The organism is Archangium sp. (assembly GCF_057119385.1).
This window is the reverse complement of the sequence record NZ_DBNGVP010000161.1, coordinates 12,680-36,425: the sequence shown is the minus strand read 5'-3', so window position 1 is coordinate 36,425 and position 23,746 is coordinate 12,680. Positions and strand designations below refer to the sequence as shown.

Sequence of the window (23,746 nt, the reverse complement as noted above, 5' to 3'; positions counted from 1 at the left end):
CGTTCGCGCCGGCCTGGAGCCAGGACGAGCGCAAACCCGGAGAAGCGCGAGGGCCCCTTCAATTCGAGGGCTCGCCGGAGCTGCGGGAGGCCCTCGTGCGCCGGGGCGCCAACCTCCAGCGTGGTGAAGGCCCGGGGGCCTCGGTGCTCGAGGTCTCGACCCCCTCGGTGCTCGAGGCACTCCCGCGGCTCCATGAGCGGCTCGCCCGGGCGCCCCGCTCCGGGATGACGTGGTTGCTCGTCGTGCGGGGAGCGCTCTCGAACGTGATGGCCGAGGCACTCGGCGCGTTCGCGGCCGTGATTCGCCGGGAGCGTCCCACCACCGACGTGCGCGTCCTGTGGGACGACAGCCCCGCCAGCGATGCGACGGCCGGGTACGTGCTGCACGAGCTCTCGCTGCCTCGGCCCCAGACGGTGCTCGTGCGGCGCACCGGCGGAGCGGCCTCGCGGCGCGAATGGAAACCGTTCGATCTCACGAAGGTGGAGCCAGCCACTACCTCCGGCGGGTTCGTCGTGATGTCAGGGGGATTGGGCCGCCTGGGCCGCCTCTTCGCGAAGCAGGTGCTCGCGGACGGCCAGTCCCTGCTGGTGCTCGGGCGCTCCTCGCCGGACAAGGTGTCCCGGGAGTTGGAGGAGCTGCCCCGGGAGCACGTGCTGTACCGCGCCGTGGATGTCTCCGACCTCGCGGGGGTGAGCTCCGCGCTGGAAGAGGCCAGGGCCCGGTTTGGCATCCCGCGTGGCGTGCTGCACCTGGCGGGCGGGCGGGATGACGGTCTCTTCGAGACCAAGACCCCGGAGAGCTGGGCCCGGGCGCTCCGGCCCAAGCTGGCTGGCGCGGAGACGCTGGATCACGCGACCCGGAACGAACCGCTCGAGTACTTCCTGTGCTTCTCCTCCATCGCGGCGAGCCTGCCCTTCGCGGGGCAGACGGATTACGCCGCCGCCAATGCCGCGCTCGAGGCCTTCGTGGAGACGCGCGCCGCGGAGGTCGAGCGCGGAAACCGCCGGGGACGCTCAGTGGCCATCGGCTGGCCCCTCTTCCGCCGTGACGTGGAGCGCGTCAATGGCTCCGCGGCGGGATACCGCGACTGGCTGATGGAGACGTTCGGGCTCGGGCTCCTCGAAGACGAGGCCGCGGTCGCCGTGTTGGGTGCGGCCATCCGCGGGACGACGTCGTCGCGCTTCGTCGTCGCGGTGGGACGCGCGGAGGAGATCGCCCGCGCGCTCGACAACCCCTTCGCATCCGCCGAGCGCTCCGCCGTCCCCACCGCCAGCTCGGCTCCCCGGGCGCCTGACGAGAAGGAGGAGGTCGCGGGAGTGCTGCGCCGCTTCATCAGCGAGATCCAGAAGATCCGCCCCGAGGACATCACACGGGACACGACGTTCGGAGAACTCGGCTTCGACTCGGTGTCGATGAAGGCGCTTTCGGACCGGCTCAACCAGCACTTCTCGGTGGAGACGGTGCCCAGCCTCTTCTACACGCACACCACCGCCGAAGCGGTGGCGCAGCACCTGCTCGACAAGGGGCTCGTGACCCGGCCGGCCGCGCCCCCCCCGCGCATCGAGGCCGTGGCGCCACGAGACGAGCGGCCGACGAGCGGACCCGGCGCGCCGGGGGCACTGGCGATCGTCGGCTACGCGGGACGGTTCCCGGGCTCGAGCGATCTGGATGCCTTCTTCAACCACATCGCGAACGGGGATGATCTGATCCGGGAGATTCCTCCGGAGCGCTGGCCCCTGCCCGCCGTGCAGCGGGGAACCGACGCCGAGGTGTCGCGCTGGGGCGGTTTCGTCGACGGCATCGACCGGTTCGACTTCGCCTTCTTCAAACTGTCCCGCCGAGAGGCGGAGCTCATGGATCCGCAGCAGCGCTGGCTGCTCGAGCTGGCCTACGAGGCGCTCGAGGACGCGGGCTACGCGCCCTCGAGTCTCGCGGGCACGTCCACGGGCGTCTTCATGGGGCTGCAGTTCCATGAATACGAGCGACGGCTGCTGGACGTCATGCACCCGTACCGCACCACGGGCAATGCCCACACCATGGGGGCCAACCGCATCTCGTTCATGTTCGATCTCCACGGACCGAGCGAGACCATCGACACGGCCTGCTCGAGCTCGCTCGTGGCGCTGCACCGCGCCAGCCTCGCCCTCCAGAATGGCGAGTGTGACGTGGCGCTCGTGGGGGCCGCCTCCCTCATGCTGGATCCCCGGACGTTCACCGCGACGGCCCAGATGGGCATCCTGTCTCCGGACGGCCGGTGCAAGGCGTTCGCGAAGGGGGCCAACGGGTACGTGAAGGGAGAAGGGGCCGCGGTCCTCGTGCTGAAGACCCTGGAGCGGGCGCTACGGGAGCGCGACGCCATTCGCGCGGTCGTTCGCGCGACGGCGGTCAATCACGGCGGGCGCGCTTCCGCGCTCACCGCGCCCAACCCCCGGGCACAGGCACAGCTCATCCAGTCCGCCATGCGCCGCGCGAACATCGATCCCCGGTCCATCGGCTATATCGAAGCGCATGGCACGGGAACCGAGCTGGGTGATCCCGTGGAGGTCGAGGGGCTCAAGCTGGCCTTCTCGGAGTTGGGACGCTGGGCCGAGGGAGAGAAGACCTGTGGCATCGGCTCGGTGAAGAGCAACCTCGGTCACCTGGAGCCCGCGGCCGGCATGGCGGGGATCCTCAAGATGGTGAAGGCGCTCGAGCGGCGCGTCCTGCCCAGGACGATTCACGCGGACGAGCTCAATCCCTACCTTCAGCTGGACACCTCCCCCTTCTACATCCAGCGCACGACGGAGGAGTGGAAGGCCTCTCGCGATGCGGGTGGAGTCGAGCTGCCCAGGCGTGCGGGAGTGAGCTCCTTCGGCTTTGGCGGCGTCAACGCGCACGTCCTCCTCGAGGAGGCCCCCGCCCGGCGCCCCGAAGAGGACACGCCCGCGCGCGCGTCGCTCGTGCTCCTGTCCCAGAAGACCCCTCAGGCGCTCGCGCGGTACGCCGGGCGGATCGCCCGTTGGATCGAGCAGCATCCCGACGCGCGTCTGCGGGACATCGCCTTCACCCTGGCCCAGGGACGGGACCATCACGCCTGCCGGGCGGCCTTCGTCGCCGGCAGTCTGGAAGAGCTCCACGCCCAGCTCAAGGGCTTCACGCCACCGCCGCAGAGCCGGGAGCCAGCCACGGGACAACTCTCCGCCACCACCCTCGTCGATGCCGTGCGGCGGGAGGCGGATGGCGTGGCGCGCCGGGTCATGCTCGAGCGGCTCGGAGAACTCTGGAGCCGGGGCACGGAGCTCGACGTCCGCGCGCTCTTCGCGGACACGCGTGGAGAGCGCATCCCGCTCCCACCGTATGCCTTCGAGCCGACCACGGCGTGGATCACGGCCCCCCACGAGCCCCCGCCAGACGGCCCGAGGGGCACCGGACAGGACAGCGCCATGGGCGAGCTGGCGAGCTGCCCCCTTACGCCCCAGGCGGTGATCGTGCGGGATCACCGCATCCAGGCGCGCAACCGTCTGCCGGGCGTGTTCTCGCTGGCCTGGTGGATGACCCATCAGACCGGGCCCGCGCGGCTCTCGGAGGCCGTGTTCATGCGGCCGGTCCTCATCGATCAGCCCCTGCGCCTCGAGTTCGAGAGGAGCCGCGAGGGAGTCCTCGTCGGACGGACCGCGGAGGGAACGTTCTTCGAAGCGCGGCAGGTGGCTCCGGGCGGCCCGGACACCGTTGAGGCAATGCCTCCCCCGGGCCTCCTCGTACGGAGCCTGGGGGCCGCCGAGGTCTACGAGCGGTTCGCGCGCTGGGGTTTCGAGTATGGCCCGACGTTCCGCACCATCTCGCGCATCTCGTTCGGCGAGGACGTGGCCGTCACGGAGCTCGAATCGGGGGCGGCCACACCGCTCGACCAGCTCGCGGGGCTCCTGGATGGAGCCCTGCAGTCGCTCATGGTCTTCGGGGATGAGCAGCCGCTCGTGCCGTTCTCGGTGGACCGGGTCTCCTTCCTGGGTCCCGTGCAGCCGCAGATGCGCGCGATCGCCCGGAAGCGCTCGGCCACCGGATTCGATGTCGCGCTGACGCTGCCCGATGGCACGGCGCGCATCCTGCTGCGGGGCGTCTCGTTCCGGGCGGAGCGTCCGGTCCGGATGTCGACCTTCGTGACCACCTTCGCCGAGTCCCCGGCGGACGTCTCCACGCCCGCGGAACGCACCACGCCCGGCTGCGCCCTCATCGCCCACACGGGGAGGACCCCCGCGCTCGTGGCCGCGCTCCGGCGCGAATGGTCCTCCTCGACGATCGTCGAGGTCACGGAGACCGATCCCGTTTCCCTCGATACCGCGGTGCTCCAGACCCCAGCGCTCGACACCCTCGTCTTCCTGGGGGGCTACGATCCAGAGGGTGCCGAGCTGCGTGAGGACACCACCCGGCTCGAGCAGGAGCGGGGACCGCTCGCGCTCTTCCGGCTCCTCAAGAGCCTCCACCGCTACGGCCACCGCGATCGCGCGCTGCGAGTCTTCGTCCCGGTGACCGGAGCGCACGCCGCCACGCCAGGGACCCTCGTGCGTCCGGCGGCCTGTTCCGTCGTGGCGCTGGGGCAGACACTCGCGAAGGAGCACCCCACCTACCGCGTCAGCATCGTCGACGTCGTGCCGTCCCCCTGGGCGTCGGAGGCCGGAAACGTGGCCCGGGCACTCGTGGCGGAGCCCGCCCATCCCGAGGGGACCCCGGCCCTGCTGCTGGACGGGAAGCGGCTGTCGCGGCGCATCGTGGAGCGGACGCTCCCCACCGCGTCCCGTGCCCCGTTCATCGCGGGTGAGGTGGTCGTTGTGGTGGGAGGAACGGGCGGACTCGGGCTTGAGCTCACCCAGCGGCTCGTTCGCGCGGGGGTGCGCGTCGCGCTCCTCTCCCGGAACGAGCCTTCCGCCTCCGTCCGGGCCCGGCTGCGCGAGATCGACGCCACGGAGACGATGACCCTGCACGTGCGCGCCGACGTGACGCGCCGGGCATCGCTCGACGACGCGCTCGGGAAGATCCGCGCCCGGTTCGGAGCAATCCACGGGGCCGTGCACGCGGCGCTCGTGCTGAGGGATCGCACGCTCGCCAACCTCGACGAGACCGCGTTCCGCGAGGCCCTGGAGCCCAAGACACTCGGGACCGTGAACCTCCTGGGAGCGCTCGCGCGGGAGCCCGTGCACACGGTGTTGCTCTTCTCCGGAGCACAGGGCGTGCTCGCAGACGCGGGGCAGGCCAACTACGCGGCGGGGTGTGCCTTCAAGGATGGAGTAGCCCAGCGCGCCAACACGCCCCAGCGCCGGGTGCTGTCCGTGGGTTGGGGGTACTGGGGGGGCGTGGGCATCGTCGCCCAACCCGAGATTCGTGAGCGGCTCGCGCGGCGTGGAATCCTGTCGATCGAGCCCGAGGAAGGATTCGCCACCCTTGAGCGGATCGCCGACGGCCCGCACGCCCATGTGCTCGCGATGCGCCTCACGAGCGACGCGGCGCGGCGCCTGGGCTTCCACCTGGGGGCGCCCTCCACGGCGGAGCCGCCGGCCTCGTCCGATGACTTCGCGGAGCCGTTCGATGCGCTGGACGCGCTCTGTGGAGCGCTGCTCGTCGAGCGGCTCGTGGCGGCGGGCATGTGGAACGGGACGGGCTGGCTTCGTCCCGTCGTCTCCCGGCACCAACGGCTCGCCGAGGCGCTGGCGCCCCGGTTGCGGACCGCGGCCGGCGCCGTGCCGTCCCTCCGTGCCACGGATCTGCGCGCGCGCTGGCCCTGGCTCTCGCCCCACGTGGAACTCGTCGAGCGTGTCGCGGACGCGTTCCCCGCGGTGCTCGCGGGCGAGCGCGATGCGCTGAGCGTGCTCTTCCCCGAGGGCTCGGCCCGGCTGCTCGAGGGCGTCTACGGGGGCAACCCGGCCGCCGATGCATTGAACGAGCGGCTCGCGGCCGAGGTGGTGAAACTGGCGCGGGGCCATGCCCATCCGGTCCGGATCCTCGAGCTGGGAGCGGGCACGGGGGCCACCGCCCGCGTCGTGCTCGCGGCGATCGAGCGGGCCGGCATCCAGGCCCGCTACACGTTCACCGACGTCTCCAAGGCGTTCCTGCAGCGCGCGGAGCGGGCCTTCGCGAACACGCCCGCGCCCATGAGCTTCGCGAGGCTCGACCTCAACCAGGAGCCCGTGGATCCGGCGCTCACTCCGGGCGAGCAGGACCTGGTGCTGGCCACCAACGTCCTCCACGCCACCACCGATGTCCGCCGCTCGCTGCTCCGGGCCCGGGCCCTACTGGGCCGCGAAGGCCGGCTGGTGCTGGGGGAGGCCGTCTCGCCGCGCCTGTTCCTCACCGCCGTCTTCGGGCTCACGGATGGGTGGTGGCCGAGCGATGCCGCCCGCTCTCCGGCCTCTCCCCTCCTCGACGAGGAGGCGTGGCTCTCGCTGCTGGGGACGAGTGGCTTCGCGGACGCGCGTCGGGTGCTCGCCACCCCGCTCGGAGGAAGTCAGATCTTCGTGGCAGCGCGAGCGGAGCTCTCCGTGAACGAGTCCCCCGTGCTCAGCCTCGCGAGGACCCTCGCCACGGCGTCCCCAGAGGCCGGGCAGACCCGGGCCTCCGCCCCACAGGACCCCGGCCGCGCGGTCCAGCGTGTGACGGCGCACCTGCGCTCCGTCCTGGGCGAGTCCCTCGACCTCGCGGCCGATGCGTTCGATACCGAGACGACGTTCGATGCCTACGGGATCGACTCGCTCCTCTCCATCGAGATCCTCCGTCCCCTGCGGCGGATCTTCGGAGAGCTCCCCTCGACGCTCCTCTTCGAGCACAACACGCTCGGCAGACTCGCCGCCCATCTGGCGCTGGAGCGGCCCCTGCCGGAGGCACTGGCACGGCTCGTCTCCGAGGAGCCGAAGCCGGAACCGCAACCCCCGCCGCCGTCCGCCCACGCGGAGGCACCGGCGGCACGTGAGGAGGCAGTGGCGGTACGGGTTGCCTCCGGGCAACCGGCCACCGAGCATCCGGGCTCCCAACCGCTGGAGATCGCCATCGTCGGGGTGGCCTGCCGGCTGCCGGGCTCATCGACGCCGGAGGAGCTCTGGGCGCATCTGCGAGAAGGGCACGATCTCGTGAGCGAGGCACCCAGCTCGCGGTGGTCTCCCACGGAAGGGATGGATCCCTCGGGACGTACACCCGGCCACCGGTACGTGAACCGCGCGGGGTTCCTCGAGGACATCTCGAGCTTCGATGCGCTCTTCTTCCAGATTCCGCCCGCCGAGGCGGCCATCATCGATCCCCAGGAGCGATTGTTCCTCGAGGTGTCCTGGGAGGCGCTCGAGCGCGCGGGGGTGACGCGAGGCGCCATCGCCGCCGCTGACGGACGGGTGGGCGTGTTCGTGGGCGTCATGAACCACGGCTACGGGTGGTTGGGAGCAGAGCACGCCCTCCAGGGCCAGCCGAACAACGCGGACTCCGCGCACTGGTCGATCGCCAACCGGCTCTCGTACTTCCTGGACGCGCGCGGCCCCAGCCTCGCCGTCGACACCGCGTGCTCCTCGTCGCTCACCGCGCTGCACCTGGCGTGTGAGAGCCTGCGCCGGGGCGAGTGCGAGATGGCCGTGGTCGGAGGCGTCAACCTGATCATCCACCCGCGGCAGCTCTCGCGGCTGTGCTCGATGCGGATGCTCTCGCCATCAGGCACCTCGCGTCCCTTCGGACAGGGCGCGGACGGATTCGTCGATGGAGAGGGCGTCGTGGTCACCGTCCTCAAACCCCTCCGGGACGCCCTGGCCGCGGGAGATCGCATCCTCGCGACGATCCGCGGCACGGCCATCAACGCGGGGGGCAAGACGAGTGGCTACTCCGTGCCCAACCCCACCGCGCAGGGCAAGGTCATCGCCGAAGCGCTCGCGCGCGCCTCGGTGGATCCCGAGACGATCGGCTACGTCGAGGCACATGGCACGGGAACGGAGCTGGGCGATCCCATCGAGCTGCGAGGACTGGCGCTCGGGTACGCGCGCAAGCAGGGTCCGTGTTGGCTGGGTTCGCTCAAGAGCAACGTGGGCCACCTCGAGTCCGCCGCCGGGCTCGCGGGGCTGCTCAAGGTCCTGCTGCAGTTGGAGCACGAGGAGATCGCGCCCACCCTGCGTGCCCACCCGCCCAATCCCCACCTGAAGCTCGAGGAGACGCCCTTCCGGCTGCCCGGAGAGCCGACGCCGTGGGTGAAGCCCCTCTCGAGTGGCCAGCCCGCCCCTCGCCGGGCGGGCCTCAGCTCGTTCGGAGCCGGGGGGGCCAACGCGCACGTGATCCTTGAGGAGCCTCCCAGGCCGGACTTCTCGTCGTCCGTGTCCTCCCGGGAGCACGTGCTGATCACCCTGTCGGCGGAGAGCGAGGAGGCGCTCGTCACCCACGCGCACCGCCTGGGGTGCTGGCTCGAGGGGCTTGAGGAGTCGCAGCTGATGGACGTCGCGGGAACGCTCAACACCCGCCGCACGCCCCTCACCTACCGGGCGGCGTTCGTCGTCTCCAGCATGCGGGAGTTGCGCGAGCGGCTGCTGAGCTTCGCGGCGCGCGATGTCGTGACGCCCGAGCGAGGCCTTCGCGACGCACCGGCACTCACCCCAGGCTCGTTCGAGCACGCCGGGCTCAAGGACTGCGCCGCGCATTTCGTGCGGGGCGGCCGCGTCGATCTCTCACGCCTCCACCCTCGGGGCCAGTTCAGGCTGCTGCTGCCGCCGACCTACCCATTCACCCGTAGGAAGCATTGGCTCGTCCCCCCGGCGCGGCCGCTCTCCGTCGTCCCCGCGTCAGGCTGCGGACCGGCCCTCGCGAAGGTCGACTGGGTGGAGACGAGCGTGAGACTCCAACCGCCCTCGCGGCTGTTCACCGAGCACATCGTGGATGGAGTCCCCTCGCTGCCCGGAGCCTGGCTCCTCGCCTGCGCCACCGAGACCCTGGGCGGACTCTTCGCCACTGGACACGTGGGCATGCGTGCCTGGACGTGGTTGCGTCCCATCCACGAGGCCGACACCACGGGTCTCGTCGCCGAGATCCGCCGGACTGCGGACGACAGTGCCTCGCTCGAGGTGCGTTCCACGGCGGGCCAGGTTTTCGCGCGTGGAACCCTCGAGGCGGGCACACCGCCGACGGCGCGTCCGCCCAGGGCACCCTCTCGCGACGGCTCCCCGGCCAGGGCGTGGGTGCTCGGCGCGGAGGACATCTACCGCCGGTTCGACGGGCGTCGCGTCCGTTATGGCGGCTCGCTCCGGGTCCTCTACAAGTTGGAGAAGGTAGGTGCGGCCGTCATCGGTACCCTTCTCGTTCCGGCGGACGCGCCCTGCCCGAGGACCGCCCTGCTCGACGGCACTTTGCAGGCGTTGATCGGCTTCGAGCCCGACGGCCATTCGACGGCCGTCCCCTTCACGGCGGAGAGCCTCGTGTTCGGCGCGGTGGCCTCTGGCGAGCTCACCGTGACCGCCCAGCGGCGCACGGACGGCTCCTTCGACGCGACCGTCGTCGACGGCACGGGGGCGGTGGTGCTCGAGCTTCACGGTCTCGGAGTGCGCAACATCGCGGCCCCGGCCCCGGCCCGGCCCGGCCCCGAGCGTACCGAAGAGGTGCTCGCCCTCTTCACGCGCGGCACAATCGATCTCGACAAGGCAACAGACCTCCTGAATGCGCTCGCGGTGACGCGAGGCCCGGGGCGCACGAGGACGGTGGAAGGAACATGAAGAACCAGATCCGCGACATCCTCACCCACCTGGGTGAGGGACGACTCTCCATGGCCGCCGCGCGTGAGGCGCTCGACCAGCTCGCGACCGCCTCACTGGCCGCCAGCCCGGCCCTCTACGGTGATGCCTGGTCCGAGGCCCCGGCCCCCCCGCCCTACCAGGCCGCTGCGGCCCTGCTGCTGCTCGACGACGAGCCCACGCGCCGGGACATGCTCGTCAGGGCGTGCAACGGCATCAGGGTCGTGGCCGCCCCATTCGCCGGCTCCCACGCGGCCGAGGAGCAGCTCGGACAGGCTCCCTCGCTCGATGTCGTCATCGCTCCGCCCGTTCCGAGGCCGTCGGGCGTGGGAGCGGGTGCGGCCCACCTCCAGGACTTGTTGTTCGAGCTGGTCGAGCGCGTGCAGCGCCTCACGCGCGGCGGCGAGCGCACGTGCCGGGTGCTCATCGTCCTGCCCGATGTGCCCATCGCCCCCATGCTCCAGCGGGCCCTGGGCGCGCTCTCGCGAACGGTCCAGAGCGAACATCCCCTGTGCTCGCTCCGCGCCGTGATCACGGCCACGCCCGACTCGTCCGCGCTGTTGGCGGAGTTGATGACCGGGGACGTCGAAGTCCGGCAGCTCGCGGGACGCCGGCTGGTGCGCACACTCAAGCCGGTTCCGCCGCTTCCCACCCCGGAGTGGGCCAGCCTGGAGGGGCGTGTTGCCCTCGTCTCGGGAGGATTTGGCGCCATTGGCCGGCTCCTCGCGAAGGAGCTCGCCGGGTGCGGCATGCGCGTGGCCCTGGTGGGTCGGCATGTCGACAGCTCGTTCGTGGATCAGCGACGGCTCTGGGGCTTCACCTGTGACATCCGCGACCGCGAGGACGTCCTGCGCACCACGGAGGCCATCCGCCGGGAACTCGGTGGCATCCACATCGTCGTGCACGCAGCTGCCGCGCTCCAGGATGGGTTGCTCCGCAACGTCACGCGCTCGAGCTTCGACCTGGCCTTCGGTGCGAAGTTCCAGGGCGCGCTCCACCTGGCCGAGGCCACCCAGGCGGATGCGCTCACGCATTTCGTCGCCTTCTCGTCGCTCGCCGGCGTGCTCGGACACCTGGGACAGACGGCCTACGCGATGGCGAACGCGCTGCTCGATGGTTGGATCCAGACCCGGGCGGGAGATCCGCGGGGAACCCACTTCCTGTCGCTGGCCTGGCCCGAATGGCAGGGAGATGGGTTGCGGATGAGCACCGGAGCCGCGTCGCGGGCGCAGGGCCTCGGACTGCTCCCCATGCCCGGTGAAGCCGGGCTGGAGCTGTTCCATGCCTCGCTGGGGGCACAGGGACGCGCGTGGGCCGTTGCTTACGGAGACGCCTCGAAGTTCGGCCCGTACTTGCAACGGCTGGGCGCCGAAGCCCCCGTGCTGGTCACGAGCACGCTCGCTGCCCCGGGCGAGGCGCCGGAGGCCCAGGCCCGTGTCGAGCAGCGCATCGCGGAGGTGCTCGTCGCCCGCCTCGGGCTCGATCCGTCCGACGTGCGCGCGGAGAAGAGCTTCGACAGCTACGGCGTGGACTCCATCACGGCGGTCAACATGGTGGAGGACCTCGAGAGGGACTTCGGCCGTCTCCCCAAGACGCTCTTCTTCGAGTGGACGACGGCGCGCGATCTCGCGGTCCACCTGGTATCGACCCGGCGCGAGGCCGCCATGGCCCTCGTGGAGCCGTCCCGGCCGCCGCCCGCTCCGGAAGCGCGAGAGCAGCGCGTGGACGAGGCCGTGTCCCAGGAGCGGCCCGGACCGGTGGACGCACGGATGCCCATCGCCATCATCGGCATCGCGGGCCGCTATCCAGGATCTCCCGAGCTGGCGGTGTTCTTCGACAACCTCCGCGCGGGGCGGGATCTCGTCACGGACGTGCCCGAGGGCCGCTTCTCGCCTCCCGTGAAGCTCTCGACCGGGCGTGCCCGCGGGGGGTTTCTCGACGATATCGCTCGCTTCGACGCACGCTTCTTCGGCATCTCCGGGCGGGAGGCCGAGCGGATCGATCCCCAGGAGCGGCTGTTCCTGGAGGTCTCGTGGGAGGCCCTGGATAACGCGGCCATCACCCGCCGGGCCATCGAGCGGCTCAATGGCTCGGTGGGTGTGTTCGTGGGAGCGATGTTCGGGCACTACCAGCTCGTCGGCGCCGAGACCTGGGGCACCGAACGCCCGACGCCGACCGACTCCTCGTTCGCATCCATCGCCAATCGCGTCTCCTACGTGCTCAACCTGACGGGACCGAGCATGGCGGTCGATACCATGTGCTCCTCGTCACTGACGGCGATCCACCTCGCCGCCGAGTCCCTGCGCCGGGGGGAGTGCCGCATGGCGCTTGCCGGTGGCGTCAACGTGATGTCGCATCCCAGCAAGTACGTCCTGCTGGAGCAGGCCCACTTCCTGTCGACCGAGGGGCTCTGCCGTAGCTTCGGACGCGGTGGGAACGGCTACGTGCCGGGAGAAGGCGTCGGGGCCGTCGTCCTCAAGCCGCTCGCCGACGCCATGCGGGATGGTGACCAGATCATCGGGGTGCTGCGCGGCTCCTCGCTCAACCACGGGGGACGGACCAACCACTACACGGTTCCGAGCCCCACGGCACAAGCCCAGGTCATCCGCGACGCGCTGGCACGGGCGGACGTGGAGCCGGGGCAGATTGGCTATGTCGAGGCACACGGAACGGGGACCGCCCTGGGTGATCCGATCGAGGTGCGGGGCCTCTCCCTGGCGTTCGAGGGGGCGGAGCGCCAGCGGTGCGCGCTTGGCTCGGTGAAGTCGAACATCGGCCACCTGGAGTCCGCGGCGGGCATCGCGGGACTGACCAAGGTGCTGCTCCAGTTCCAGCACGAGACGCTCGTGCCGACGTTGCACGCGGAGGAAGAGAACCCGCTGCTCGAGCTCGAGTCCACGCCCTTCTACCTCGTGCACCGCGAGGAGCCGTGGCGCCGGTGGGGTGATGCACCCCTCCGGGCCTGTCTGAGCTCGTTTGGCGCGGGCGGATCCAACGCCCACCTGGTGCTCGAAGAGGCCCCGGCGCGGGTGCGGCCCTCCGTCGACGATGGCCGCCCTCTGCCCTTCCTCCTGTCGGCCCGGACCGACGCCGCGCTCGTCCGTGTGATGGAGCGCGCGATGGCCCGCTGCCAGGACGAGAAGCTGGCGCTGGTCGACATCGCCCACACCCTCGCGAGGGGCCGGGAGCACTTCGAGCGCCGCGTGGGCTTCGTCGCGAGCTCCCGGAACGAGCTCGTGGCGGCGATGCGCGCATGGCTGGCGAATCCCTCGGCCTCCACCGGGCCGAAGCGTGACGAGGATCTCTCGCTCCTCGCCCGTTCCGCGGAGCGGGCGGAAGACGCCGCGAGCGCGAGAAGAGCGCTCCAGGAACTCGTCGCGGCCTATGTGCGCGACAGCACCCGGGGCATCGATGACGTGATCCGAGGAGGCCGCCGGCTCGAGTGGCCGGCCTATCCCTTCATGGGGGAGCGCCACTGGCTCCAGACGTCAGTGCGGCCCCCGAGCACGCCCGTGCCCGTCCGGAGCGCGGAGCGGCCTGGAGATTCCGTGCACGAGTTCGTCCCGGTCTGGAAGGTGGAGGAAGACGCGAGCGTCGAGGAACGCCGCCGCGTCATGGTGATCGAACCGGCGCCGTTGTTGTCGCGAAGCCTCGCGGGACAGCATGAGCTCGTGTCTCCTGAGGAGCATGCCACCGCGGAGCTCGCTGTTGTGCGCCTGCCGATTCCGACGGATGACTCGGCCGACGCCGTCCAGGGAGTGCTGGGGCAACTCGAGGCGAGCCTCGACCGGTGGCCCGGCATCCGGCGCTGGCTCGTCGTGCCGGTGGCACCGGAGGCGTCGCGTCAGCGGTGGACGCTCGCGCTCTCCTCGCTCGCGAGAGTCATCGGACGCGAGCGCTCACGGGAGCTCGTCGTGGCCGATCTTGAGGCGCGCGGGCGCTTCGAGGCCCTGGGTGCGCTCGTCGCGGCCTTTGGACCGGAGCGTCGCTGGGGCCCGGCGGTGCGGGTCAAGGATGGTGCGCGGTGGACCCTGGGACTGAAGCCCCACGAGCCGCTCGGGACGGGGGCGCGCTTCGAGCTTCCCCGCGGCGGCCACGTGATCCTCACGGGAGGCCTGGGCGGAATCGGGCTCCATGTAGCCACCTGGCTGCGCCAACGCTTCGACGCCCGGATCCTGCTGCTGGGCCGCTCCGCACCCGGAGCGGAGGCCCTGGCGCGGCTGCGTGAGCTCGGAGACGATGCGCACGTGCGCTACGTCCGCTGTGACGTCTCGGATCGCACCGCTCTCGAGGCGGTCCTCCAGGAGGAGCGGAGACGCGTGGGCCCCTTCGCCGGGGCGTTCCACTCCGCCGGTGTCCAACGCGATGGGATCCTGTCCACTCTCGACGGCACCGCGCGCGCGGCTGTGCTCGCGCCCAAGATCGACGGGGCGCGCTGGCTCGACGAGCTCACGGCGAATGAGCCCCTGGAATGTTTCGTCCTGTTCGGCTCGCTCGCCATGCACCTCGGGGGAGTCGGACAGAGCGTCTACGCCGCGGCCAACGGGTACCTGGCGGGCTTCGCCCAGGAGCGCTTCGAGGCCGTACGCCAGGGGCGGCGCCGGGGAACGACGCTCTGCATCGACTGGCCCCTCTGGAAGGAGGGAGGCATGCGCGCCGACCCCGAGACGGAGCGTGCACTCGAGGAGCGGTACGGGTTGCGGCCCCTGCCGACGGGCGCTGGGCTCGAGGCGCTCGGCAGACTGCTCGCGAGCGGCCAGCCCGAGGTCGCCGTCGTCGCGGGGGAACGCGGACGGATTGAGGCACTGCTCATGGGCAGGAGCCCGGCGGATTCGCGGCCGGCTCCCGTAGCGCCCAAGGCCCCCTCCGCCGCCGAGGCGCCCCTCCTGGAGACCGTGCGGACCAACGAGCGGGACATCGTCGCCGCACTCCTGCGCCATGCGAGCACGTACCTGAAGATTCCTCTCCATGAGCTCGAACCCACCACGCCCTTCGCGGACATGGGGTTGGACTCCATTGGCTTGAAGGAGCTGGCCACCGTGCTCTCCAGCGAGCTGGGAATCGCCCTGGCCCCTGGAGCCTTCTTCGAATTCCAACACGCCGAGGAGCTCGCCCGGGCGTTCGCGGTCCCGATGGCCACGGCCGGTGGCGGCGCCGGAGAGCCGTCTTCTCCGTCCGTGCCTCGGGAGCCGGCCGTGCCTCTGACTCCAGCTCCGGTCCCCGCGTCCGCTCTCCTCGAACAGGAGGATGCGATCGCCATCGTGGGCGCCGCCGGCCGGTTCCCTGGCTCGGACGACCTGGAGGCGTTCTTCGCCCACCTGCGCGAGGGGAATGACCTCATCCGCGACGTCCCGGCGGACCGATGGAACGCCGAGGACCATCCCACCCTGCCCCGGCAGGGAGGGTATCTCGATGACGTTCGCCGCTTCGATGCCGACTATTTCCGGATGTCGCCTACCGAGGCGGCGCTGCTCGATCCCCAGCACCGCCTCTTCCTGGAGACGGTGATTCACGCGCTCGAGAACGGTGCCATCGCGCCGAGGACGCTCGCCGGACGCTCCGTGGGCGTCTTCGCCGGTGTCCAGTTCGACGATTACCGCTCGCTGGTGGCGGCCTCGGGGGTGATGCATCCGTTCGCTGCCACGGGCAACGCGCACGCGATGCTTCCGAACCGCGTCTCCCATTGGCTCGACATCCACGGGCCGAGCGAGGCGGTGGATACCGCGTGCTCGAGCGCACTCGTCGCCGTCGCGAGGGCCATCGACGCCCTGCGGACGGGGCGGTGTGAGCTCGCCATCGCGGGCGGCGTGAGCCTGGTGCTCTCGCCCGACACCGTCGCCGTGACACAGGCCATGGGCATCCTTTCCCCAGATGCCCGGTGCAAGGTGCTCTCGGCTCGCGCCAACGGTTACGTCAAGGGCGAGGGGGTTGGCGTCGTCGTGCTCAAGCCGCTGGCGAGGGCCCTGGCCGATGGAGATCCCGTGCGCGCCGTCATCCGGGCGGCGGGCGTGAACCACGGCGGACGCGCGAAGTCGCTTACCGCGCCCAACCCCAAGGCCCAGGCCGCCCTGCTTCGGATGACCTATGAGGCCGCCCAGTGCGATCCGGCCTCCGTGGGTTATCTGGAGCTCCACGGGACGGGAACGGAATTGGGAGATCCCATCGAGGTCGAGGCCATCCGGACCGCGCTGGGAGACGGCGCTCCCGAGGGGCCCGTGTGCTGGATGGGCTCGGTGAAGAGCAACATCGGCCACCTCGAGCCCGCCGCGGGAATCGCGGGGCTCCTCAAGGCGATGATGGCGCTCGAGCACGGAGAGATTCCGCCCTCCCTCCATTCCTCGCCGCCAAATCCGTACCTGCAGTTGGCGAAGACTCGCTACCGCGTCGCGGAGCAGCTCGTGCCATGGCCGCGCCCGCCCGAGGAGAATGGGAAGCCAGGGGTGCGTCGCGCGGGCGTGAGCTCGTTCGGGTTCGGTGGAACCTACGCCCACGTCCTCCTCGAGGAGGCGCCCGCCACCTTGCGGCGGGAACGCGCGGACATGCCCGGCTTGGCGCTCTTCGCGTTCTCCGCAAAGTCGGCCGAGGCGCTCCTGTCACGGGCCTCCGGGCTGCTGCGCTTCCTCCGGGCCCACCCGGACGTCCCGATGCTGGACGTGGCGACGACCCTGGCCATGGGCCGCGACCACGATGACTTCCGGGCCGCCATCGTCACCTCCACGCGCGAGGAGCTGGAAGGAGCGCTTGAGGCCCTCGTCCACGGTACCCGGCACCCCCGCCTCCTCTCGGGGGCGCCCCGCGAGACCTCTCCCGTCCTCGACGAGCTGCACGCACGACTCCCGGAGGAACTCGCGGCGGCTGCCGGCGAGGTGCGCTCGCGCAAGCTTCTCGCGCTCGGGGACCTGTACACCCGGGGCTACAAGCTGCCGAAGGCGCCCTTCTCCGGCAGACGCATCCGCCTGCCGGGCTATCCGTTCGCGCGGACGCCCCACTGGGTGGATGTGCCCGCCCCCAAGCGGCAAGCGGTGAAGAGCGTACAACCCCCCGCGTCGGCGCGGGCCCCCGCACGCCCGGAGACCGGAGGACCCGAGCTCGTCGTGGCCACGCCCGTGTGGCATGGCGTGCCCCCGCCTCCCCCCACGGCGCGGAGGCCGGGACGCGTGCTGGTGGTGCACGCTCCAGAGCACGCGGAGCTGGCCCGGGTTGTCGCGGGCCGGCTGCCCGGAGCCGAGGTCTTCTTCGTCGACCACTTCGACCCGGTCTCCCTCGATTCCGCCGTGTTGCAGGCACGCGCGCCCACGAGCGTGCTCTTCCTCTCCGGGTTGGATGCCACACCGCTCGTCTCGCTCGGCGAGGCGGAGCTCGCGAACAGCCAGCGCAAGGGCATCCACGCGCTCTTCCACCTGGTCAAGGCGCTGCACCGCTACGGCTTCGAGAGCGAGCCCCTCGAGCTGCGGGTGCTGGTGAACGATGTGGAAGGCGCATCCGCCTCCACCGCTGTCGGGTCCTCGAGCCTCGTGGGCTTCGTGGGTTCCCTCGCGAAGGAGCACCCCGCGTGGTCGGTGGTGTGTGCCGACGTCCCCTGGGCGGAGCTCGTGGAGCCCGAGGAGAGGGCCGAGCGTCTGCAGTCCTTCCTGGACGAGCCCGCGGATCCACAAGGCGCCCTCACCCGTCTCTCCGGACGCCTGCGCCTGCGGCGCGCCTGGCGGATGCTGGACATCCCCGGGGGCGAGGCCCGCTGTGGGTATGGAACGACGTTCCTGCTCGGAGGCGCGGGAGGGCTGGGGCTCGCGTTCGCCGAGCACCTCGCACGGCAAGGGCCCGCACGCATCGCGCTCGTGGGCCGCAGTGAGCCCAATGCGCGGGCGAAGAGCACCTTCGAGCGGCTGCGCGGCCAGGGACATACCGTCCTCTACCTGCGCGCGGATGCCCGGGATCGCGCCTCGCTGGCGGGAGCGATGGCCCGGGCGAGGGCCGAGCTCGGTCCGATCGACACCGTGGTGCATTCCGCGCTCGTGCTCAGGGATCGTACCCTGCGCTCCATGGACCTGGAGACGCTCGAGGACGTGCTCTCGGCGAAGACCAGGACGGGCATGGCGCTCCTCGAGGCCTGCCGCGCGAGCCCGCCCAAGCGGTTGCTCTTTTTCTCTTCCGCGCAGGCCACGCGCGCGGATGGCGGGCAGGCGAACTACGCCGCCGGATCGACGTTCATCGACGCGCTCGCACGCGCGGCCGAGACAGAGCTCCCGGCGACCCGCGTCGTCACGGTGGACTGGGGGTATTGGGGCTCGGTGGGCGTCGTGGCGAACGAGGCCATTCGCGATCGGCTCGCCCGCCTCGGAATCGGCTCGATCGAGCCTGAGGACGGATTCGGCGCGTTGGATCGGCTCGTCTCGGCGGGCATTCCCCGGGCGCTCGTCGTCCGCGCGACTCCCCAGGCGCAGGGGCCGCTCGGCATCGAGCCCCCACAGTCCGGGTCGCGCACGGAGTGGGTGCCGGCCCCACGCCTCGTGGAGGTCGTGCACGCACTGCCCGAGGAGATCCGCCGCTTCGAGAGCCGCGACGCGGAGGCCCAGGCGGCCCTCGGCGCGTTCACGCGCGCGTCGCTCCGCCGCACGTTCCAGGCGGTGCTGCCGGGGTTCCGCAACCCGGACGAACTGCGCGACCGCATCACCGTGGCTCCGGCGTACGAGCGTCTGTGGGCGTGCATCGCCTCCATGCTCGCGAGGGGCCCGGAGTTGGAACCGGCGAAGCACGAGCTGCTGTCGAGGTTCCCGAGCCTCACGCCCCATGTCGCGCTGCTCGAGGCCACGCTTCCCCAGCTGCCCGAGGTCCTGTCGGGACGCCTCGATCCCGCCTCGGTGCTCTTCCCGGGAGGCTCGGCGGACCTCCTGGAGCGGGTCTACACGGGCAACCCCGTCGTCGACCATGGCGGGCGGGCCATCGCGAACGTGGCCAGGGCGCTCGTCGAGGCGCGGGCGAAGGAGCGACCCGTGGTGCTGCTCGAGATTGGCGCGGGCACGGGAGGAACGAGCCGGCACGTCCTCGAGGCGTTGCCCTCGGGGCTCCCGTGGACGTACCGCTACACGGACATCTCCCACACCCTGCTGACGCGGGCCCGGTCGCGATTCGGACGCCCCGACGGCCGCGTGCTCTTCGAGCGCCTGGACATCGAGGCTCCGCCCTCCCCTGAGCTGGAGGGGACGGCCGACATCGTCATCGCGACCAACGTGCTTCACGCGACGCGCTCGCTCGCGGTCACGCTCTCCCATGCCGCCCGCTTGCTGCGGCCCTCCGGCGTCCTACTCCTTCAGGAGGTGACCACCGATCTCGAGTTCGCCACGTTGACCTTCGGCCTGACGCAGGGCTGGTGGCAGCACGAGGATGTCGCGCTTCGTCAGCCGGGTGGGCCCCTGGCCAAGGCGTCCACCTGGCGGGCGTTGCTGGAGTCGAATGGTTTCGCCTCGGTGGTCGATGTCACGCACGATCATCCCTCCCTGGGAGGCCAGCGCGTGCTCGCGGCGGAGCGCCGGTTCGAGACGGGAGGAGTGGCCCAGGAGGTCAGACGTCCGGAGCCCCTGGCCACGCCCCCCCATACGGACGTGCGGGTGCCTGCGTCCTCGCCATCGAGTGGCTCCCCCCCGCCCCCAGGCAACATGCGGGGCGAGGTGATCGAGGCCATCGTGAACACGCTCGCCGAAGCGACACGCTTCCCTCCGGAGCGCTTCGCCCTCGATCAGCCGTTCGTGGAGCTCGGCATCGACTCGCTCCTCGCCGTCGACGTCATCACGCGCATCAACCGCGCGCTCGGGACGAGCCTCCGTGCCACGGACCTCTACAACTTCGGCCATGTGAATGCCCTGGCCGACCACCTCCTGAGTGGCACGGTGAACCTCCCGCCCCGGCAGGAGGCCGTGCCCGCCCATGCTCCCGCTCACGAGCAGCCACCCGCCGTGCCGGTGAGCCCGGTGAGCAGCGAGAACCCAGCACCCCGGGCGCCTCCTTCCGGCGCACGCGGTGACGCCCCCATCGCCATCATTGGCATCTCCGGCCGTTTCGCGGGCACGAACAGCGTGGAGGAGTTGTCGCGCGCCCTCGGCGAGGGACGCGTGCTCGTTGGACCCAGGCCAGCCGCCCGAGGCGAGGGGAACGGGGCCCGCCATCCCGCGGGCTACCTCAACGACGTGGCCCGGTTCGATGCCCGGTTCTTCCAGATCTCCGGACGCGAAGCCCTGCTGATGGATCCCCAGCAGCGCCTGCTGCTGGAGGAGTCCTGGAAGGCCATCGAGCATGCCGGGTATGCGGTGGCGGAGCTTCGTGGCCGCGCGTGCGGCGTCTTCGTCGGCGCCTTCCCGGGAGACTACCGGGAGCTCCTGCGTCAACGGGAAGGCGCGCAGCCCGAGGGCTACCTGCTCACGGGCAACTCGGAGGCCATGCTGGCGGGGCGCGTCGCGTATGCCCTGGATCTGCACGGCCCGGCCGTGACGCTCGACACGGCGTGCTCCTCGTCGCTCGTCGCGCTCCACCTCGCCTGCGAGAGCCTGCGCTCCGGCTCGAGTGAGGTGGCGCTGGTCGGTGGCGTCACCCTCTTCTCGACGCCCCAGTTCCACGAGCTCGCGACCACGGCGGGGATGCTCTCTCCGGAGGGCCGGTGCTTCACCTTCGACGCCCGCGCCAACGGCTTCGTGCCCGCGGAGGCCGTCGCCGTCGCGGTCCTCAAGCCCCTGGAGCGCGCGCTCGCCGATGGAGACAACATCCTGGGCGTCGTGCTGGGAAGTGAGATCAACCAGGACGGCCGGACCAACGGCATCACCGCCCCCAGCGCCACGTCACAGGCGGAGTTGATACGGCGCGCGCACCGGCGGGCGGGGGTCACGAGCGAGACCATCGATTACGTCGAGACGCATGGCACGGGAACGCGGCTGGGAGATCCCATCGAGGTGAGCGCGCTGCTCGACACCTTCGGTGCCTCGCCCCGGGCCCACCCCTGCGTGCTCGGCGCGGTCAAGGCCAACGTGGGCCACGCGCTGCCCGCCTCGGGGCTCGTGAGCCTGGCCAAGGTCCTCACCGCGTTCGAGGCCGAGCGCATCCCCGCGCAACCCGGATTCGAGCGGGAGAACCCCCTGCTCGAGCTGCCGCCATCGACGTTCGTGATTCCCAGGACGAACCAGGCCTGGCCCCGGACGCACACGGCCCGACGGCGGGCCGGCATCAGCGCCTTTGGCTTCAGCGGGACCAACGCCCACGTCGTCCTCGAGGAGGCGCCCCCTCGCGAGCGCCCCTCGGCGGGCCCCGAGGTGTTCGAGCTCTTCGTGTCGGCCCGGACGGGGACGGCGCTCGTGAAGCGCCTGCGCGACCTGCACGCCTTCGTGTCGGGCCGGGACGGGTTCGAGCTGGCGGACCTGTGCTTCACGGCCAACCGGGGCCGGGAGCACTTCGAGCGCCGGACCGCGTTCGTGTTCCGCTCGCGCGGCGAGCTGTCTCGGCTGCTCGAGCAGGCCCTCGCGGCCTCCGCTCCCGAGGGGAAGCTTCTCGCCGGCGAGGGGCTCGAGAACGAGAGCCAGAACGCCCGCCGTTACATGGAAGCGGTACCGTGCAGGTTCGACCGTATCGCCGGCCGCCGCATCCCGCTGCCCACCTATCCCTTCGAGGGAGAGCGCTACTGGGCTTCGGTCCGGCGCCTCGTCCCCGAGGCGGAGCAGGCGGTGCGCGAGGTGCCCTCCTCGCCCATCGCCGCGGTGCTCTCGGATGCGGACGCCCTCATCGCGCGAGGCGCGGAGCTGCGCGCGCTCGAAGGGCCGTTCCAGGCGCTTGAGGTCAGCGCCCGGCGTGCGCTCGCCGCCATGCTGGTGTCCATGGGGATCCTCGACGCGCGGGCCCGTCCGGTGGAGCGGATTCTGCGGGAAGCGGAGATCGCCCCCGCCCACCACCGGCTGGTGCGCTTCCTGCTCGAGACGCTCACCCGGGCGGGGCTCGCCACCCACACGGCCGAGGGCATTGCCTCCGGCCCGGCGACCATCCCGACGCTCGCGCAAGCACGGCTCGAACTCACCGCGCTCGATGACCAGCACACCGCCATCCGGCCCCACCGCGCGCTCCTCTCGGCGTGCCTCGACGCCTATCCCGAGGTACTCTGCGGCACGAGGGATCCCGTCAGCGTGATGTTCCCCGAAGGCTCGACCCAGCTCGTCGAAGGGGTCTACCGCGGCAATGCCGTCGTGGATCATCACAACGCGCTGGTGGCCTCCTTCGTCCGCAGTGCCGTGGAACGCCTGGGAGCCCGGCGGGTGCTGGAGGTGGGAGCGGGCACCGGAGGGACCACGTCCGCCGTCCTGCCGTGTCTCGACCAGGTCTCCCTCCCGGGCGGGTTCGAGTATGTGTATACCGACATCTCGAGCCACTTCCTCCGTCACGGCGAACGGGCCTATGGAAACGGACGCCCGTACCTGCGTTTCTCCAGACTCGACATCGAGACGGACCCCGAGCCGCAGGGCTTCGACTCCGCCGGGTTCGACGTCGTGCTCGCCACGAACGTGTTGCACGCGACGAAGAACATCGAGGTCACGATGCGCCACGTCCGGCGACTGCTGCGCCCCGGAGGACTGTTGATCGTGAACGAACTCGTCCGGCGCGAGGACTACGCGACCATCACGTTCGGCCTGACGAAGGGCTGGTGGGCCTATGAGGACGAGGAGCGCCGCATCCCGGGCTCTCCCCTGCTCGCGCCCCAGGCCTGGACCCGGCTGCTCGGTGCCCTGGGCTTCGAGGGCATCCAGACGGCGAGCCGTCTCCCACCGGAGGCACTCGCCGCGGCGGTGTTCGTGGCCTCGGCGCCCTCCCGTCCGCGGGAGCCAGTGCCGCCCACGCTGCCACGCACGGAGCGCGAGGCCCCGGCCGCTCCGCCTCCCGCGGCGATGGCGAGCCCGGAGGACCACGCGTTCGTCCGTGCGCAGCTCTCGGAGGCCCTGATGATCCCCGAGAGCCAGATTGGCGATGACACCCCTTTCGCCACACTCGGTGTCGACTCGCTGGTGTCCACACAGGTGCTCAAGCCCTTGAGTGAGCGCTTCGGGCCGCTCCCGCCCAATCTCCTCTTCGAGCAACCCACGCTCGCGGAATTGGCGGCCTTCCTCGCCGCCCGGGGCACGGACGAGAAGCCCGCCCGGGTGGAGGTCTCCGGCACGCAGGCCGATGAGGTGCTCTTCCAGCGTGTCCGGCGGATCACCGAGGCCGAGCCCCGGCACGAGCTGGTGCGGTTGGACGCACAGCGTCAGGTGGATGTCTATTCGATCGGCTCCGGGCAGCCCCTGGTCCTGCTGCCCCCGCTCAACACCCACCCGGTCATCTGGCTGGCGCAGATCGAGGGCTTCGCCGCGGATCGCCGCATCGTCATCCCCTCGTATGCCGGACACGGCCGGAGCTCCTTCCACGCCGACCGGGCGTCCTTCACCGGCTGGACGCGCGATCTGCTCCAGGCGCTCGAGCGCACCGGGGTGAATGCCCCCTTCGACCTGGTCGGCTGGTCCTTGGGAGGCTGCTTCGGGCAGCTCCTCGCGAGCGAGCACCAGCCGAGCATCCGTTCCCTCACGCTGGTGAGCACCGCCATGCATTTCGCCGAGGCGTATCAATCCAAGGCCCCCCACATCGCCGAGGAGCTGACCACCCACCAGGACACGTTGAGGGATCTCTTCGGACGCGACGTCGACACCGCGAGCCTGCTCCAGGCGAGTGCGTCGCGAGAGGCGCTCGGGGCGTATCAGGCCGCGCTCGCGAGCTTCGATACCCGGGAGATGGCGCGGCGGATCTCCGCGGCCTCGCTGGTGCTGGTGGGCAACCGGGATGGCGTCCTCTCCCCGGATCATGGACGGGCACTCGGCTCCGTGCTGCCGAGCGGAGAGCTCGTCGAGCTCGACGGAGCCGGACACTTCCTGCCCTTGACCGCCGCCGCACGGACGAATCGACTCCTGGTGCAACATCTCACGCGTACGCGGGAAGGACTCGCGGGCGCGGTGTCTCCCCTTGCTGGACAGAGGTAA

At 71.2% G+C, this 23,746-nt stretch carries 2 protein-coding genes (1 of these 2 only partly in view); both read left to right on the top strand.

What is annotated here, in order from left to right; translation table 11 throughout:
* A protein-coding gene (locus AC16DP_RS39060) for an SDR family NAD(P)-dependent oxidoreductase (protein ID WP_414640714.1) crosses the window boundary here: on the top strand, positions 1–9,695 show its 3' portion. 7,309 nt of this gene lie to the left of the window's left edge; 9,695 of the gene's 17,004 nt are visible here — the last part of the coding sequence; the start codon falls outside the window, past its left edge; the stop codon is at positions 9,693–9,695.
* Entirely contained in the window at positions 9,692–23,746 is a 14,055-nt protein-coding gene (locus tag AC16DP_RS39055) for an SDR family NAD(P)-dependent oxidoreductase (RefSeq protein ID WP_329728803.1), read from the top strand. The genes AC16DP_RS39060 and AC16DP_RS39055 overlap by 4 nt, the downstream gene beginning before the upstream one ends.